The sequence below is a fragment of the Agromyces sp. NPDC056523 genome (assembly GCF_042794545.1).
Classification (GTDB): Bacteria; Actinomycetota; Actinomycetes; order Actinomycetales; family Microbacteriaceae; genus Agromyces.
In genome coordinates, this window is the sequence record NZ_JBHTTM010000001.1 from 162,409 (window position 1) to 180,128 (window position 17,720).

Genomic DNA, 17,720 nt, shown 5'->3' on the forward strand with positions numbered 1-17,720 from the left:
CCGGCCCCGTCGCCGCCCCCGCCATGGCTCAGTCCTCCTCGGGTTCCCCGCTCAGGATGCCACGAAGCCAGTCGCGCGACTCGATGAAGATGTCGTCCTCGTACTTCGAGTGGTACTGCGCCTCACGACGGTCGGCGCGCGCGTACGAGCCCAGGTAGATCACCTTCGGGCTGAACCGCCGGAGCCCGAGCAGCGCGTCGGCCACGCGCTCGTCCTCGACATGCCCCTCGAGGTCGACCACGAACCGGTAGCGGCCCATCTCGTCGCCGATCGGACGGGACTGCAGGAGCGACAGGTTCACGCCCCGGGTCGAGAACTGCTCGAGCATCGCGAGCAGCGATCCGGGCTCGTCGTCGGGCAGCTCGACGATGAGGCTGGTCTTGTCGGCGCCCGTGCGTGCCGCGATGCGGCGAGCACGGCTCACGAGCACGAACCGGGTCATCGCGTTGGGGTTGTCGCCGATCCCCTCGGCGAGCACCTCGACGTCGAGGTGGTCGACGATGCCGGGCGGGGCCACCGCCGCGTCGGCCAGTCCGTTCTCGAAGAGGGATGCCGCGGCCTGGACGTTGCTCGTCGCGGGCAGGTGCGCGTGGTCGGGCAGCGTGCGCTCGAGCCATCCGCGGGACTGCGCGTACGCGACCGGGTGCGCGTTCACGACCCGCACCTCGTCGAGCCGCGTGCCGGGCCTGCCCACGAGCACGAAGTTCACGGGCACCAGGTACTCGCCGACGATCCGGAGACCCGGCACGGTCGCGAGCGCGTCCTGCGTGGCCGTGACCCCGCCGTCGACGGAATTCTCGATGGCGATCATCGCCGCGACCGAACGGCCGTCGACAACGTCGGCGAGCGCCTCGCCCACGTTGTTGACGCTCCGCCAGTGCTTGCCGGATGCCTCGGGCACCTGCTTCAACGCGGCCTCGGTGAACGTGCCGGCCGGCCCCAGGTACGAGTAGGTCTCGTCGGGTCGTGGCGCCGCAGCATCCGTCATGCCGCCAGCCTACGTTGGGAGATCGCCGTGTTTCCCTCCCCGAACCCCGTCGCTCGGGGCAGAATCAGCGCCAGAGGGGGTGCGCGAGATGACCCGGACGATGGACGTCGCGGCACCGCACCGGACGGTGCCGACCGACGAGGAGCGACGCATCGCGCTGCGTCGCATGAAGCGGCTCGCGACGAGCCTGCTCATCGTGGCCGCCGCGGTGTTCGCGGTCGCGTTCCCGCTGCAGGACAAGATCCCATGGATGGGGTTCGTGCGCGCCGCCGCCGAGGGCGCGATGGTCGGCGCGATCGCGGATTGGTTCGCCGTGACGGCGCTGTTCCGCCATCCGCTCGGCCTGCCGATCCCCCACACCGCGATCATCCCGCGGCGCAAGGACGAGATCGGCGCCGCGCTCGGCGCATTCGTCGAGGACGAGTTCCTCTCCGACGCGGTGGTGGCGGGCAAGCTGCGCTCGATGGGCGTCGCGCACCGGCTCGGCGAGTGGCTGCGCGAACCCGCCAACGCCTCGCGCGTGACCGCCGAAGTGTCGGTCGCCGGGCGCGGCGTGCTCACGCTGCTCGCCGACGACGACGTGGCCGACGTGATCGAACAGCTCGCGCGCCGGCACCTGCTCGAGCCCGAGTGGGGGCCCGCGATCGGCCGCGTGGGTGCGCGTCTCGTGGAGGCCGACCAGCAGCGCGCCGCGGTCGATGCCGTGCTCGAGCGGGCCGAATCGTGGCTGATCGCGCATCCCGAGGCGTTCGGCAGCATGGTCTCGAGCCGGTTGCCGCGGTGGATGCCGGGCTTCGTGGGCGGCCTCGTCGACGACAAGGCGTACCGGGAGGTCCTCGCGTTCGCGCGCGCGGTGCGCGATGATCCGCAGCATCCGCTGCGCCTCGCGATCGACCGGTGGCTCGCCGAGCTCGCCGACGACCTCCAGCACGACCCTGCGATGATCGCGCGGGTCGAGCACCTCAAGGCCGACCTCGTCGAGAGCCCGAGGCTGCGGGAGTTCGCCGGCGAGGTGTGGGGCTCGGTCAAGGTGTCGCTCGCCCAGTCGCTCGCGGACCCGTCGAGCGAGCTGCGCGCGGGGCTGCGCTCGGGGCTGATCGAGGTGGGGTCGCGGCTCGCGACCGACGCCGAGCTCGCCGCCAAGGTCGATGTGTGGGTGACGGATGCCGCGGCCTACGTCCTCGGCAAGTACCGCCATGAGATCGCGGGCGTGATCACCGAGACCGTCGAGCGGTGGGACCCGACCGAGACCACGGAGAAGATCGAGCTCCAGGTCGGCCGCGACCTGCAGTACATCCGCATCAACGGCACCGTCGTCGGCGCGCTCGCGGGCCTCGCGATCCACGCGATCGCCACGGCGGTGCGCGCCCTCGCCATCTGAGGGAGAATCGTCCCATGCCCGCGGTCGACATCGTCGGCGAGCCGCGCGTGCATCGGCACGAGCTGCTCGCGGCCCTGTCACGCGGGATCGACCTGTGCATGGGCCAACCCATGGGCCACGTCCTCGGCCAGACGTACATCGCCCTGCGGCTCGCGGAGCGGGCGGGTCTCGACGCGGACGAGCGGCGCGAGGTCTTTCACACCTCGATGCTGTCGTGGGCCGGATGCCACGTCGATTCGCTCGAGCAGGCGCGCTGGTTCGGCGACGACCACCGGGTCAAGGCCGACCTCCGGAACCTCGACCTCGCCGACGACCAGGACGGGATGGTCTTCATGCTCCGCAACGTCGGAGCCGGCCAGCCCTGGTCGCAGCGGCGGCGCACGCTCGCCGCGTTCCGCGAGGAGGGCGTGCGGGAGGCCGACGAGATGTTCGCGAACCACCTCGCGGCGGCGGCTGCCCTCGCGGAGGCGCTCGGCGTGCCGGGGCAGCTGTGCAGCGGTCTCGACCAGGTGTTCGAGCGGTGGGACGGTAAGGGCGAACCCCGGGGCCTGCGCGGCGACGAAGCGGACTTCTCGGCGCGGGCGGCGAACCTCGGCGACGTCGTGTTGGCGATCCGGCGCGCCGGTGGAACGGACGCGGCCGTCGCGGTGGCACGCGCCCGGCGCGGCACCCAGTTCGATCCCGATCTCGTCGACCTGTTCTGCGACGAGGCGGAGGAGATCTTCGACACCCTCGATGCCGGCGAGGCGTTCGACTCGACGATGCGGCTGTGCCCCGGGCTCGACGACGAGATCGACGGCGACCGCCTCGACGAGTCGCTGGTCGTGCTGGCGGACTACGTCGACCTCAAGACGCCGACGCTGCTCGGGCATCAGGCGGCCACGGCGGAGCTCGTCGACGCCGCGGCCGGCGAGTTCGGTCTCACCGCGGTCGAACGCGCGGGCGTGCGGCGCGCGGCGCTGCTGCACGACCTCGGCCGGATGGGGGTCCCGGCCGCCGTGTGGGAGTCGCGGCGTCCGCACACGCCCGCGCAGGTCGAGCAGCTGCGGCTGCATCCGTACTACACCGAGGCGATCCTCGAGCCGTTCCCCGGGTTGCGCCTGCATGGCCGCGTCGCGTGCCAGCACCACGAGCGCCTCGACGGGTCGGGCTATCCCCGCGGCATCTCGAGCGCCGAGCTCTCGCGGCCCGCCCGGCTCCTCGCGGCCGCCGACCTGTACACCTCGGCGTCGACGCATCGGCCGCATCGGCCCGCGATCCCCGCCACCGAGCTCCCGGCACTGCTGCGCGGCGAGGTCCGCGAGGGGCGGCTCGACGCGGACGCCGTGGAGGCTGTCCTCGTCGCCGCCGGTCACCGTCGGCACCGCCGCCGGGAGTGGCCGGAGGGCCTCACCGATCGTGAGGTGGAGGTGCTCGGGCTGGCCGCCCGCGGCCGCTCGAACGCCGAGATCGCGGCGCACCTCCACGTGTCGCCGAAGACGATCGGCCACCACATCGACCACATCTACACGAAGACCGGCGCGCGCAACCGCGCGACGGTCGCCGTCTTCGCCATGCGCCACCGCCTCCTCGGCGACGAGACCTCGTCGGTCGAGCGCCGCGAAGATGGGGCGTTCACCCCATGATCCGGCCCGACCGGCGGTCCTAGCCTGAGCGCAGCCGCCGCGCCGAGGCGGGGAAGCGAGGGTGATCATGTCATTGCCGGAGGTCGCGCGCGGGTCGATGCTCGATGACCTGCGCTCGCGAGTACGAGGAACGGTGATGGGCCGGGACCACTCGGAGTACGACCACGCGAGGGCGGTGTGGAACGGCCTGATCGACCGGCATCCCGAGGTCATGGTCCGCTGCGCCGACATCGCTGACGTGATCGCGTGCGTCGAGGCGGCGCGGACGCATCGGCCGCCCGTCTCGATCCGCGGCGGCGGGCACCAGGTCGCCGGCAGCGCCGTCTGCGACGACGGGCTGGTCATCGACCTGTCGGAGCTGCGTGACGTGGTCGTGGATCCGGTCGCGCGCACGGCCCGAGTGCAGGGTGGGGCGCGCTGGGCCGACGTGGATGCCGCGACCCAGGCGTTCGGGCTCGCGACGCCGGGCGGCGAGGTCTCCGAGACCGGCGTCGCCGGCCTGACCCTCGGCGGAGGCCTCGGCCTGATGCAGCGCACCCACGGGCTGAGCTGCGACAACCTGATCTCGATGACCGTCGTCACGGCCGACGGTCAGGTGCGTCGCGCGAGCGCCGACGAGAACGCGGACCTGTTCTGGGCCCTGCGCGGTGCCGGCCGCGGACTCGGCGTGGTCACCGAGTTCACGTTCGCGCTGCATCCGCTCGGCCCCGACGTCGCCGCGGCCGCGTTCGTCTACGCGCCCGAGGAGGCCGGCGCGGTGTTCCGCGCGTGGCGGCGGCTCGCCGTGGAGGCGCCGACCACCATCGCCCCCCAGTTCGCGCTGTGGGCGCTGCCGCCCTTCCCGGGCCTGCCCGACGAGATCGTCGGCGTGCCGATCGCGATCGCCATCGGCACGTACATCGGCGACGCGGCGGATGCCGCACCGGTGCTCGAGCCGTTCGGCGCCCTCGGCGAACCGATCCTCGACCTCAGCGGCACGAGCACCTGGGTGGAGGCCCAGAGCCAGTTCGACTTCGCGCTGCCCGACGGCGGACGCTACTACTGGAAGTCTCACTTCATGGACGACCTGGACGACGAGGCCATCGACCTCATCGTCGGGCACGCAGCCCGTCGACCCGACCCGAACTCGGCCGTGTTCGTGCGCACCCTCGGCGGCGCGGTCGACCGGATCGGGTCCGACGACACGGCGTTTGCGCACCGCGGCGCACGGTTCAACGTGAGCGTGGACGCGATCTGGCGCGACCCCGCGCTCGACGACGACTCGATCGCCTGGGCGAGAGGGCTGTGGAACGCGCTCGAGCCGGGGTCACGCGGCATGTACCTGAACTTCGCCGGGCTCGACGAGGAGGAGGGCGCCGGCGTGAGCGGCCTGACCCTCGGTGCGAACGAGGCGCGCGTCCGGGAGGTCCGCCGCCGCTACGACCCCGAGGGGGTGTTCGGTTCCGCCGCGGCACGGCCCTGAGCGGCGCCGGTGACGGCCCCGCAAGGGGTGTCGCCGACGGAACCGGAGGGGCAGACTGGGGGCATGCACGAGCGAGCGGGCACCCCGGCGACCGAATCCGACCTGATCGACGTGGAGGCCCTGCTCCGGGCGTACTACGACCTGCATCCGGATGTCTCGATCCCCGAGCAGCGCGTCGTGTTCGGCACCTCGGGGCACCGCGGTTCGAGCCTCAACACCGCGTTCAACGAGGACCACATCCTCGCCATCACGCAGGCGATCGTCGACTACCGGAACAGCCAGGGCATCACCGGTCCGCTGTTCATCGGCGCCGACACGCACGGGCTGAGCGGCCCGGCGCAGACGACCGCGCTCGACGTGCTCGTCGCCAACGGCGTGCGCGTCCTGGCCGACGAGTACGACGACTACGTGCCCACGCCGGCGCTCAGCCACGCCATCCTCACTTGGAACAACGACCCCGCCTCACGCGCCGAGGGCGAGGCCGACGGCATCGTCATCACCCCGAGCCACAACCCGCCGCAGGACGGCGGGATCAAGTACAACCCGCCGCACGGCGGCCCGGCCGACTCCGACGCGACGAACTGGATCGCGAATCGCGCGAACGAGCACATCGCCGACGGCCTGCACGGGGTCAACCAGGCCGAGCCGTCCGCCGTCGAGACCTACGACTTCCGCGGCCGCTACGTCGAGGACCTGCAGTACATCATCGACTTCGACGCGATCAAGCGCAGCGGCATCCGCATCGGCGCCGACCCGCTCGGCGGCGCGTCGGTCGGCTACTGGGGCGCCATCCGCGACCGCTACGGCATCGACCTCGAGGTCGTGAACGAGAAGGTCGACACGCGCTGGGCGTTCATGACGCTCGACTGGGACGGCAAGATCCGCATGGATCCGTCGAGCCCCAACGCGATGGCCTCGGTGCTCGCCAACCGCGACCGGTTCGAGATCCTCACCGGCAACGACGCCGACGCCGACCGGCACGGCATCGTGACCCCCGACGCCGGCCTCATGAACCCCAACCACTACCTCGCGGTCGCCATCGAGTACCTCTACACGCACCGGCCCTCGTGGCCGGCCGATGCCGCCATCGGCAAGACGCTCGTCTCGAGCTCGATGATCGACCGCGTCGCCGAGTCGCTCGGCCGCACGCTCGTCGAGGTCCCGGTCGGGTTCAAGTGGTTCGTGCCCGGCCTCATCGACGGGTCGGTCGCGTTCGGCGGCGAGGAGAGCGCCGGCGCGTCCTTCCTGCGCAAGGACGGCACGGTGTGGACCACCGACAAGGACGGCATCCTGCTGTGCCTGCTCGCCTCCGAGATCCGCGCGGTGACGGGCAAGAGCCCCTCGCAGCTGTACGCCGAGCTCGTCGAGCGGTTCGGCGATCCGGCCTACGAGCGAACGGATGCCGCGGCATCCGCTGCGCAGAAGGCCGCCCTCGGCAAGCTCGACGGCGACGCCATCTCGGCGACCGAGCTGGCGGGCGATCCCATCGTGGCGAAGCTCTCGTCTGCGCCCGGCAACGGCGCGTCGGTCGGCGGAGTGAAGGTGGCGACCGAGAACGCGTGGTTCGCGGCGCGTCCGAGCGGCACCGAGGACGTCTACAAGATCTACGCCGAGTCGTTCAAGGGGCCGCAGCACCTCGCCGAGGTGCAGGCCGAGGCCAAGCGCATCGTCGACGCGGCGCTCGCCTCGGCGTAGTCGGCTCGCACTCGTCGGCTCGCGTCGGCCTGGTCAGCTCGCGCGCTCGAGGTCGAGCGGGGCGTCGAGGGCGTCGAACGCGACCTCGGGGCCCGGGCGCGCCGCCTGGACCCCAGCGAGCGCGTCGAGCCGTTCGCGCGCCGCCGTGTCGAGGTGGAGCGCGTGCTGCAGCGCTCGTGCGAGGTCGTCGGTCGTGGCCGCGTTCGGGTCGAGTGCGACGCCGAAGCCGCTGCGCTCGACCGCGGCCGCGCCGGCGAACTGGTCCGTCGAGAACGGCAGCACCACGAGCGGGACGCCGCAGCCCAGCGCCTCGGTCACGGAGTTGTTGCCGCCGTGCGTCACGGCGACCGACGCGGCGCGCAGCAGTCGCACCTGCGGCAGGTACGGGCGCACGAGCCAGTCGCCGGGCAGCTCGCCGAGCTCGCGCGGATCCGCGGAGCCGCTCGCGACCGCGGCCCTGAGCCCGAGGGACCGGAGCGCGTCGGACACTCGGCGGAGCACGTCGGCGCGGACGGAGAGGAAGCTGCCGAAGCTCACGTAGGCGAAGCGGCCTGCGGTCTCGACCCATTCGGCGACCTCGCGATCCTCGGGCTCCTCGCGGAGCGCCGAGCCGAGGAAGCGATGCGGTGGGAGCAGCGCCCGCCGCCGGTCGTCCACGAGCTCCGACGGCGAGTTGAAGAGCACGAGCGGCCCGTGCTCCGCGAACGCGTCCGCGGTCGACGGGAACGAGGGGTCGAGCTCAGACGCCGCCCGGTTCCACTCCTCGGCGAAGCGATCGGAGACCCGCCCGCAGAGCGCACGCAGGTCGGCGAGACCGCTGGGATCGGGTCGGAACGCCGCGGGCCACTCGGGCGGGTATCCGTACACCTCGTCACCGACCGGCAGTGCACTCGGATGTCCCAGCACGACGTCGCCGTAGGGGACGCCGGCCGTCTCGAGCCCGAGGCGTGCGCTGAACGCGAGGTGGTCGACCAGCACGGCGTCGGGGTCCACCTCGTCGACGACCCGCTGTGTGGCCCATGCCGACTCGACCGGCTGCCACATCAGGTCGGTCAGCCGCTCGGAGGCCTGGTAGCGCAGCGTTGCGACGGCGCCCTCGCGCGTGGCAGCGAAGAACCCGCGCAGCGACGCGCCTTCGTCGGCGGGCTGATCCTCGGCCCTGATCACGCCCGGATTCGAGCCGCGGCCGAGGCGGAGCTCACGCCGCTCGAGGCCGAACGCGTCGGCGATCCCCGCGGTGGCGGGGCCGGATGCGACGACCACGCGCTCGCCGCGATCGCGCCACGCCGTCGCGAGGGTGGCCAGCGGCAGCAGGTGCGACGCGTAGTCGGGGCTGATGACGAGCAGCGTCACGACGCCGTCCGATCGACGGCACCGAGCAGGGCTGCCTCGTCGCGCGCGACGCCGACGTAGACCCCGGCGAGGGTGCGCGCCATCCGCTGGATCGTGAAGTGCTCGCGGACCATCGCGCGCGACCGCTCGGCCCGTCCGTCGTCGCGCTCGGCAGCGACTCCGGACACCGCGGCCTCGAGCGCGTCGGCCAGGCGGGCGGGATCCCAGGTCGCCGTGAGCAGTCCCGTGTCGCCGTCGGCGACGTAGGTGGCCGGGCCGCCTCCGTCGGGCGCGACGACGAACAGGCCGACGGCCATCGCCTCGAGCAGGGCCAGCCCGAACTCCTCCTTGAGGCTGGCGCACGCGTACACGCCGCGCGGGGCGGCGAGCCGCGGCACGCCGACGCGGACCGCGGCCAGCCAGCGTGCCGTCACGTCGTTCGGACGATGGCCCGCCAGGATCAGGCCGGCCGCGGATCGCTCCGGCGGCGGGACGATCGCGTCGATGCGGTCGAGCTGCTCGCGTTCGTCGGCGGACGGGCGCTCGAGGTCGCCGCCGATGACGAGCAGGTTCGCTCGGACCGCGAGCGGGCCGGTCGCCCACGCGTCGACGAGCGCGGCCATGCCCTTGACGCGGTGCAGGCGACCGGCCGTGACGATGAGGGGCAGTCCGCGGCGCTCGGGAGCGAGATCCTCGAGCAGGCGGCGGAGCTCGGCGAGCGCGGGACCCGGCTCGGCTCCGTCCGCGTGGGCGGATGCCTCGTCGAGTGCCGCCTCGGCCGTGACGAGGTCGACGCCCTCGGGCACGATCGTGTGCCGCTCGGCGTGCGCGTCGAGGTCGATGCCGACCAGGCGCCGGAGGTCATCCCGGAGGCGCGGGCGGGGGAACACGACCGTGTGCGCGGCGTTCGCCGCGAGGCGCTGGACGAGTCGGGCGCGGAACCAGAAGTGCTCGACGGCGTCGACGTCGCCGAAGCGGTCGCGCGTCAGCCGTCCGGACCGGTCGAGGGAGTCGATGACCCCGTGCGGATCGGGCGCCACCGTGAAGACGACGGGGATGCCCAGCTCGCGCGCCACCTCCGACGCGGCGAGGCTGCCGACTTCCGCCATCCGCAGGTGCAGCAGGTCGACGCCGCCTGCGGCGCGCAGGGCGCGACGGATGCCGCGGCGCGCCGCCACCCGCAGCGGCCACGCCTGGGCGGCCGGCACCGACTCGGACGGCATCGGGATCCGGGCGTAGGCGTGCCCAGGCTCTCCGGGCTCCGCCTCGATCGCGAGCGCGTCGGCCACCGCGTCGGCCCCGGATCCGCGCGACAGCGTGACGACCCGCGCGATCCCGCCCGCCGGGTCCTCGGTGAGCGCGTCGCCGAGTCGGACGAGCAGGGTGGCGATGCCGCCGTTGTCGCCCGCGCCGGCGGCGCTGAGCTCGGGATCGATGTCGGCGTGCAGGAACAGCTGGGCGATCGTGCACCCGTCGGCGCGGCGCCGGAGCTGTCGGTCCGCCGCCGAGCGGTCGATGAGTGCGAGCCGGGCCACCTCGGCGAGCGGTCCCCCGCGATCCGCGAGGTGGTGCAGGACCGCGCCCGCCGTCTGGTCGGCCGGGCGGTCGCCGAGCGCGGCGACCGCCGCGGCGCGCACGACGTCGGGCTCCTGCTCGTCCGCGGCGAGACGCGCGAGGGGCGCATCGGCCAGGCGATCGCGCACGAGGCCGAGGGTCTCGACGAGACGCGCCCGCGCCTCGGGCTCGACGATGCCGAGCATCGCGCCCTCGAGGCCCGCGACCAGCGCCTCGGGCACCGCGTCGGTCCACTGCTCCAGCGCGCGTTGCGCGAGCATGCCCGGGAACCCGCCGGACACGACCATGCCGAGCAGCCGGCCGATCGCGTCGAACCGGGGAAGCCCCGATCCGAGCGCCCATGCGGCGTGCTCGCGGATGAACCGCCGCTCATCGGAGAGCAAGCCTGCGAGCTGCCGACCTGCGTCGCGATCCATCACCCCGCCGAGCGCATGCACCGCGGCGATCGCGAGCAGCTGGTCGGCGCCGTTGACGGCATCCGCGAGCACCCGGATCGTACGGACGCCGGGATCGCGTCCGGCCTCGAACGCCAGGTCGTCGGCCGATCGCATGGCGTCGATCAGCGTCGGTGCGCGCCGTATGGCGTCGAGCGCGGTCTGGACTCCCATGTCGACCCCCCGGTTCGCGAACCCGAGCCGGCGACAGCACGGAGGCGGTCATCGGCTCGGCGCTCAGGCTACTGCGGAAGGTTGGACGTTCCTCCGGGCTGGGTGGCAGTTCGCTGGGAGCCGCGTTCGACTCGGAGCTCAGCTGAGCGAGAAGTACGAGACCGAACCGCCGCTGTTGGCGAGCGCCTGGTCGACGTCCCAGTAGTCGGCGTCCTTGGTGTGCCCGCCGACCCAGACCTTCGTGCCGTCGTCGGTGTGCTCGACGCGCGTCACGATCGCGGTGTGGTCGCGGTCGCCCGAGTGGTCCCAGTCGAACTGCGCGAGGTCGCCGACCTTCACCTGGTCGCGCTGCGCGTCGGTGAGCGCGGTGGCGCGACCCGGCTGCGTGAGCAGGTAGTCGCGCAGCGCCGTCGAACTCGACCACGCCGGCGACATCTGCCGGGTGCCCGCGTCGTAGTACCAGGCGCCGTCCATCGCCCAGCCGCGCGCGATGAGCGACTGGCTCGCGAAGTTGGCGCAGTCGACGCCGCCGAGCACGGGGTACTGCGCCGAGTTGTACGACGACCAGTGGGCGAGCACGTACGCGATCTGCGCGTCGATGCCGGGGTCGCTCGTGTAGGTGATGGTGAGCGGCTCGGCCGTCGCCGTCGCGGCCTCGGCGGCGGCATCGGCGGCTGCGGCGGTCGCGTCGGCGACCGGGCCGATGAGGTCGGCTGCCGCGGCGGCGGGGCTGGATGGCGCGGCCGGCGTCTCGACGTCGATCGGCGTGCCGGCGGCATCCGTCAGCTCGATCTCGGCCTCGCCGCGGAAGGCGTCGTCGACCGCGGGCACCGCGAAGGTGACCGCAACCGGTGTCTCGGCGACGATCTCGGCGGGCGCACCGGCGACGGTGACCGCGGCCACCTCGTCGAGGTTGCGACCCTCGACCGTGACCTGGGTGCCGCCGGTGAACGGCGCCGCTTCGGCCGAGAGCCCGCCGGTCACGACCGGGCGGGACGCGTCGACCTGCGACACGAGGTCGTCGGACGCCGCACCACCTGACGCCGCGGCCTGGATGGCGGCCTCGCGGTCGCCGGCGGCCGCGAGCGCGGCATCCTGGTCGACACCGGCGACGGCGATCGTCGCGACGAGCGCACCGCCGAGCAGCGCGGACGCACCGCCCAGCAGGAGCGCGCGACGCGTTCCGCTGGAGGGACGCCGATTCCCGGCGCGGTCGGCGCGGTGGCGCGGGTGCCGGGACGCGGGCGCGAAGGCGCCGTGCGTCGACGTCGCGCCGGTCGAGGTCTCGACCTCCGCGGGGTCGGCGCTCGCGGCGGCGGGCGGGGCGAGGTCGAAGGTATCCGCGGACGCGGGGTCGGGGGCGCGGTAGGTCGAACGGCGGAAGGTGGGCAGGAAGGAGTTCTTGATGTTCTCAGGCACGATGAAGGAGGGGGGATCCGTTGTCGGCATTCAGGGGGACATGGAAGCCCATCACGCCTCCTTGTGAGGATCCCTCGCGAGGGCTGGGAGGAACGTGGGAGCGCTCTCACCAAAGCCCAAGAGTCGTGGGAGGGGCGGGACCGAGCAGCGCCGAGCGCAGACCCGTGATCAGGCGACGGGCTGCCGTGCGCCGCGAGCGACGGCCACGCCGGCGAGCAGCAGCGGCACGAGCACGAGCATGGCCACCACGTTCACGCCCGCGAACCCCGCGATCCCGAGCACGATTCCCGACAACGCGGCCGAGGTCGCGGCGGCGATGTTCATCGCGGCATCCGTCGCCCCCTGCAGGGGCACGCGTGTCGCCGCCGGCACGGTCGTCGTGAGGAGCGTCGACCCGCCGATGAGCCCGGCCGACCACCCCAGCCCGAGCAGGCCGAGCGCCACCGGGATGAGCGTCATCGAGTCGCCGGCGACGATGCCGAGCGTGGTGGCCACGAGCAGGATGCCGCCGCCCATCGCGATCACGCGCGGCGCACCGATCCGGTCGACGAGCCAGCCCATCACCGGGCTCGCGCCGAACATGCCGAAGATGTGGATGCTGAGGACGACTCCCACCAGCGCGATCGGCAGCCCGTGGCCCGTCATGTGCACGGGCGTCATGACCATCACGCCGACCATGACCGTGTGCGAGCAGACGATGGCGAGGATGGCCAGGCGTCCTCGGCGGTCGGCGAAGGCCGAACGGAACGCCGACCACGCGGTGATCCGCGAATCCGAACCCGCCGCGCCGGCGTCGGACTCGAGGTGCCCGGCGCGCGGCAGTCGAAGGGCGAACGTCGCGACGAGCGCGGCGATCCCGAACACCACGCCCGAGAGCACGAAGGGCCCCACGAACGGCGGCAGTCCGGCCTCGCGTCCGACGTCGTCGCCGGTGGACGACAGGAGCGGGCCCGCGACCGAGCCGATCGTCGTCGCCCAGAGCACGAGCGACATCGACCGTGCCTCGAACCCCGGGGTGGCGACCTCGGTCGCCGCGAAGCGGGCCTGCAGACCCGCCGCCGTGCCCACCCCGAACGCCGCGAGCCCGAGGAACACGAGCGGCACGAACCCCGTCGACGCCGCCGCCACGATGAGCACCGCGCCGACGACCGACGAGGCATAGCCCGTGGCGAGCGCGACGTGGCGACCGGAGCGCACAGCCAGGCCGGCGAGCGGCACGGCCGCGATCGCGGCGCCGAGCACGCTCGACGACTGCGAGAGCCCGCCCATCGCCTCGGCGCCCGTGAGGTCGGTCACGAGGATGGCCGCGAGGGTCATGCCCGTCGCCACGCCCACGCCCGCGAGGAGCTGGTTCAGGATCAGGAGACCGAGCTGCACCCCGTTGCGGCCTCGCGGCGCGGCGGCAGGCGCCATCCGCTCATCGCCCATCGCGCCATCGCCCACCGCGGCAGCCTACGCCCGCGCCGGACCTGCCGCACGCTACTGGTACGCCGGCGCGGCGGGCAGACCGAAGAACTCCTCGAGCGTCGTCACGCCGGTCGTGCGCATCTCGGCGGCGAGCTCGACGCCGATGTACCGGAAGTGCCACGGCTCGAACTGGTACCCGGTCACCGGCTGCTTGTCGGCCGGGTATCGGAGCAGGAAGCCGAAGCGGTACGCGTTGTCGCGCAGCCACTTGCCCTCGGGCGTGTCGGCGAAGCACACCTCGAGCACGCACGTGCCCGACTCGGGACCGATGTCGATCGAGAGCCCGGTCTGGTGCTCGCTGAAGCCCGGTCGTGCGGTGAGCTCGTCATCGCCGACGTAGACGTTCTGCTGCGCCGCGTACGAGCGGTAGGCGCTGTTCGAGGCGAGCGCGAGTCCGGCCTCGGACCGCGCCGCGGCGAACATCGCGACCACCGCGTCCGACGCCTCACGACGGAGCATCGGCTCCCAGGTGTGGGGCACCGGCACCGAGACCAGGTCGCCCGGCGCGTAGTCCATCGGCTGGAGCGGGCGGAGCTTGTCGACCACGACCCAGATGCTGTCCGGGTCGTCGATCGAGCGGGCCGCGCGGTCGAACGTGGGCACCGGGGCAGGCGTGGGCGTCGCGACGGGCGAGGGGCGGTGCGGCGTCGGGCTCGGGGTCGTCGCGCTCGCCGACGCGGATGCCTCGGGGTCGGCGTCGCCGCCCGTGACGAGCACCCCCGTCGTGACGGCGGCCGCGGCGAGCACCGCCACCGCGATCCCGCCCGCGATCCATCGATTGCGCCGCACGCGTGCGGACGCCGGAGTGCTGGACGCCATCAGGCGGCCAGGCGCCAGTAGTACACCGACGCGCCGGGGTGCTCCTTCGTGATCGCGACGTCGACGTCGCGATAGTCGCTGTCGAGCGTGTGCCCGGCGAAGTAGACCTTCACGCCCCCGGCCGACCGCTCGATGCGCGTCACGACGCCGGTGTGGTCACGGTCGCCGGAGTTGTCCCAGTCGAACTGCACGAGGTCGCCGAGCTGCACCTGGTCGCGCTGGTCGTCGCCGAGCGGCGTCGCCAGGTCGGGCCGGCTCTCGAGCCAGTCGCGCATGGCGGTCGAGCTGCGCCAGGTGGCGGACGACGAGTACGGGTCGCCGCCGTGATACCACTCGGCCGACTGCTTCCAGCCGCGCACCACCAGCGATTGGCTGGCGAAGTTCACGCAGTCGTTGCGCTCGAGCACGCCCCACTCCTCGTCGTTGTAGTCCGACCAGTATTCGAGCACATAGTCGACCTGCGCGACGACTCGGGGATCGGTGGCGACATCGAGCTGCACGGGGTCGGCAGCATCGGCGGACGGTGGGTCCGTCGGCGTCGCGCCCGGATCGACCTCGGGGGTCGCCGGAGCGGTCTCGCCGCCCGGCTGCTCGTCGGGCGAGACGGTGCCGATCGACGCCTGCGGCGGCAGCGGGGGGATGCCGGCGCAGCCGGTCGCACCGACCGCGATGGCAGCGGCGAGCCCGGCGAGGAGGAGTGGTCGTGGCACGCGGCAACGCTAACCGCCGCGCCTCCGAGGACGCCGGGAGCGCCCCCTCCGTTTCATGCACGTCAGCCGTGCGAGTCGTGTGCCCACCCTGACTGCGTACGCCTCGCCGTGGCGCCGTCATCCCCGTCGGATCCGAAATTGTGAGAGCGCTCTCTTGACAGCAGCACAGGCGAATACCTACCATCGGAAACCGCATCGTGAGAGCGCTCTCACCCAGATCGGGGCGCGCTTGCGGAGCGCCCCGCAATCCCCACCAATCCACGCACACAAGGGAGTGACCGTGAATCTCTCACGACGCACCAAGGCGTTCGCGGCCGTCGCCGGCGCCGCATCGATCGCCCTCATCGCCACCGGCTGCGCCGGCGCCGACGACACCGCCTCCGAGGGCGGCCCCGTCGAGCTGACGATCGCCACCTTCAACGACTTCGGGTACACCGACGAGCTCCTCCAGGAGTACATGGACGAGCACCCCGACGTCACCATCGTCCACAACCGCGCGGCCACCTCGAACGACGCGCGCGCCAATTACTTCCAGAAGCTCGGCAAGGAGGGCCTCGCCGACATCGAGGCCGTCGAGGTCGACTGGTTCACCGAGGCCATGCAGTACTCCGACCTGCTCGCCGAGGTGCCCGAGAGCGCGAAGGGCCGCTGGCTCGACTGGAAGGAGGCCGCGGCCACCGACGCCGACGGCCGCCTCGTGGGCTTCGGCACCGACATCGGCCCCCAGGGCGTCTGCTACCGCTCCGACCTGTTCGCCGCAGCCGGCCTCCCGACCGACCGCGCCGAGGTCGCCGCCCTCCTCGACGGCGACTGGGACAACTTCTTCGCCGTGGCCGACCAGTACAAGGCCGCGACCGGCAAGCCCTTCATCGACTCGGCCAACTCAGTGCTCCAGGGCATCGTGAACCAGCTCGAGACCGCCTACGAGGAGCCCGACGGCACGATCGTCGCGACCGAGAACGCCGACATCGAGGACGCGTACAACACCGTCGTCGAGCGCGCCGTCCCGATCTCGGCGTACGCCGGCCAGTGGAGCGACGACTGGTTCGCCTCGATGGCCAACGGCGAGTTCGCCGCCATGCTGTGCCCCGGCTGGATGCACGGCGTGATCTCGGGCAACGCCCCCGACGTCACCGGCTGGGACGTCGCCGACGTCTTCCCCGGCGGCGGCGGCAACTGGGGCGGCTCGTACCTGACCGTCCCGGAGAACGGGAAGAACGTCGAGGCGGCCCTCGAGCTCGCCGACTGGCTGACCGCGCCCGAGCAGCAGGTCAAGGCCTTCGCCAACGCCGGCACCTTCCCGAGCCAGTCCGACGCCTACGAGGACGAGGACCTCACGGCCTTCACGAACGAGTACTTCAATGGCGCCCCGACCGGTGAGATCGGCATCTCGCGCGCCGAGGCCGTCACGGTCGCGACGTTCAAGGGCCCGAAGTTCTTCCAGTACCACGACGCCCTGCAGAACGCCGTCACGCGCGTCTTCGACGGCGTCGAGGACCAGGCGACCTCGTGGGACACGTGGGTGACCGAGGTCAGCGCGTTCTGACCTGAGCCCCCGGTGCGGGTCGCGCCTCTCCCCGGCGCGGCCCGCACCGCGGCCCCGACCGCATCATCCACCACCGCCGCATCCTCGAGGGAGCCCCCGTGACCGCCACTGCGACCCGCGCCGACGAGGCCGCGCCGCGAGCCGCCCGGCCCAGCCGGCCCGACCGGCCGCCCCGCGTCATCTCGTTCAGCCACCGCCTCAGCCGGTGGGACCTCAAGGTCTCGCCCTACCTCTACATCTCGCCGTTCTTCATCATGTTCGCGGTCGTCGGGCTGTTCCCGATCGCCTTCACCGCCGTCATCTCGTTCATGGACTGGGACCTCGTCCGCAACTCCGGCGAGTTCATCGGGTTCGACCAGTACGCCTGGATCCTCGGACAGCCGCAGTTCTGGACGGCGCTGCGCAACACCTTCAGCATCTTCCTGCTCTCGAGCGTGCCCCAGCTCATCGCCGCGGTGTTCATCGCGGCCATGCTGGACCGCAACATCCGGGCCAAGACCTTCTGGCGCATGGGCGTGCTCGTGCCCTTCGTCATGGCGCCCGTCGCGGTGGCGCTCATCTTCAGCAACATGTTCGGCGACAACCACGGCCTCGTGAACAACGTGCTCTCGAACATCGGGCTCGGCCCGATCCCGTGGCACAAGGACCCGTTCTGGAGCCACATCGCGATCGCGACGATGGTGAACTTCCGCTGGACCGGTTACAACACGCTGATCCTGCTCGCCGCGATGCAGGCGATCCCGCGCGACTTCTACGAGGCGGCCCGCGTCGACGGCGCCGGCCCGTTCCGGCAGTTCTGGAGCATCACCCTGCCGTCGCTGAAGCCCACGCTCATCTTCGTGATCATCACGGCCACGATCGGCGGACTGCAGATCTTCGACGAGCCGCGCATGTACGACCAGTTCGGTCGGGGCGGGGCGGCGCAGCAGTGGCTCACCATCACCCTCTACCTCTACGACATCGGCTGGGGGCAGTGGAACTTCGGCCGGGCGGCCGCGCTCGCCTGGATCCTGTTCCTCATCATCCTGCTCATCGGCCTCATCAACCTGCTCGTCACGAGACGGCTCGTGCGCGACGAAGGGCGGCGATAGCC

General features: G+C 72.5%; 13 protein-coding genes. 6 read left to right on the forward strand and 7 right to left on the reverse strand.

Going from position 1 to position 17,720, the window contains the following annotated elements; translation table 11 throughout:
* Nucleotides 1-28 precede the first annotated feature (28 nt).
* Nucleotides 29-988 carry a prephenate dehydratase gene (pheA, locus tag ACFQ58_RS00750; protein WP_376948550.1) on the reverse strand — a complete coding sequence of 320 codons (960 nt, stop codon included), beginning with the start codon at nt 986-988 and terminating at the stop codon, nt 29-31.
* An 88-nt stretch (nt 989-1,076) separates the two neighbouring features.
* On the opposite strand from pheA, the gene ACFQ58_RS00755 reads away from it, so the two are divergent.
* The 4 genes from ACFQ58_RS00755 (at nt 1,077) to pgm (ending at nt 7,151) form a co-directional block, all read left to right on the forward strand.
* Nucleotides 1,077-2,369: a DUF445 domain-containing protein gene (locus ACFQ58_RS00755; protein WP_376948552.1), complete on the forward strand. Its 1,293-nt coding sequence runs from the start codon at nt 1,077-1,079 to the stop codon at nt 2,367-2,369.
* Between the two features lie 14 nt (nt 2,370-2,383).
* A complete protein-coding gene (locus ACFQ58_RS00760) occupies nt 2,384-3,994 on the forward strand; it encodes an HD domain-containing phosphohydrolase (RefSeq protein WP_376948554.1) in 1,611 nt (536 codons plus the stop codon).
* Nucleotides 3,995-4,130: 136 nt separating this feature from the next.
* The gene (locus tag ACFQ58_RS00765) at nt 4,131-5,456 is read left to right on the forward strand and encodes an FAD-binding oxidoreductase (RefSeq protein WP_376948556.1); all 1,326 of its coding nucleotides are present in this window, start codon (nt 4,131-4,133) and stop codon (nt 5,454-5,456) included.
* Nucleotides 5,457-5,519: 63 nt separating this feature from the next.
* Nucleotides 5,520-7,151 carry a phosphoglucomutase (alpha-D-glucose-1,6-bisphosphate-dependent) gene (gene pgm / locus ACFQ58_RS00770; RefSeq protein WP_376948558.1) on the forward strand — a complete coding sequence of 544 codons (1,632 nt, stop codon included), beginning with the start codon at nt 5,520-5,522 and terminating at the stop codon, nt 7,149-7,151.
* Nucleotides 7,152-7,184: 33 nt separating this feature from the next.
* On the opposite strand, the gene ACFQ58_RS00775 is transcribed toward pgm, so the two are convergent.
* The 6 genes from ACFQ58_RS00775 to ACFQ58_RS00800 form a co-directional block, all read right to left on the reverse strand.
* A complete protein-coding gene (locus tag ACFQ58_RS00775; protein ID WP_376948560.1) occupies nt 7,185-8,504 on the reverse strand; it encodes a nucleotide disphospho-sugar-binding domain-containing protein in 1,320 nt (439 codons plus the stop codon).
* Nucleotides 8,501-10,666: a glycosyltransferase gene (locus tag ACFQ58_RS00780; protein WP_376948562.1), complete on the reverse strand. Its 2,166-nt coding sequence runs from the start codon at nt 10,664-10,666 to the stop codon at nt 8,501-8,503. The genes ACFQ58_RS00775 and ACFQ58_RS00780 overlap by 4 nt, the downstream gene beginning before the upstream one ends.
* Nucleotides 10,667-10,804: 138 nt before the next feature.
* Nucleotides 10,805-12,085: an amidase domain-containing protein gene (locus ACFQ58_RS00785; protein ID WP_376948564.1), complete on the reverse strand. Its 1,281-nt coding sequence runs from the start codon at nt 12,083-12,085 to the stop codon at nt 10,805-10,807.
* A gap of 168 nt (nt 12,086-12,253) precedes the next feature.
* Entirely contained in the window at nt 12,254-13,528 is a 1,275-nt protein-coding gene (locus ACFQ58_RS00790) for an MFS transporter (RefSeq protein ID WP_376948566.1), read from the reverse strand.
* Between the two features lie 36 nt (nt 13,529-13,564).
* The gene (locus tag ACFQ58_RS00795) at nt 13,565-14,371 is read right to left on the reverse strand and encodes a M15 family metallopeptidase (protein WP_376948568.1); all 807 of its coding nucleotides are present in this window, start codon (nt 14,369-14,371) and stop codon (nt 13,565-13,567) included.
* Nucleotides 14,371-15,081 carry an amidase domain-containing protein gene (locus ACFQ58_RS00800; protein WP_376948570.1) on the reverse strand — a complete coding sequence of 237 codons (711 nt, stop codon included), beginning with the start codon at nt 15,079-15,081 and terminating at the stop codon, nt 14,371-14,373. Before ACFQ58_RS00800 ends, ACFQ58_RS00795 begins: the two co-directional genes overlap by 1 nt.
* 280 nt (nt 15,082-15,361) lie before the next feature.
* On the opposite strand from ACFQ58_RS00800, the gene ACFQ58_RS00805 reads away from it, so the two are divergent.
* Both ACFQ58_RS00805 and ACFQ58_RS00810 read left to right on the forward strand, forming a co-directional pair.
* Nucleotides 15,362-16,627, forward strand: coding sequence for an extracellular solute-binding protein (locus ACFQ58_RS00805; protein ID WP_376948572.1), 1,266 nt, complete (start codon nt 15,362-15,364; stop codon nt 16,625-16,627).
* Nucleotides 16,628-16,725: 98 nt separating this feature from the next.
* Complete coding sequence (locus ACFQ58_RS00810) at nt 16,726-17,718, forward strand: carbohydrate ABC transporter permease (RefSeq protein WP_376948574.1); 993 nt, start codon at nt 16,726-16,728, stop codon at nt 17,716-17,718.
* Nucleotides 17,719-17,720: the final 2 nt, after the last annotated feature.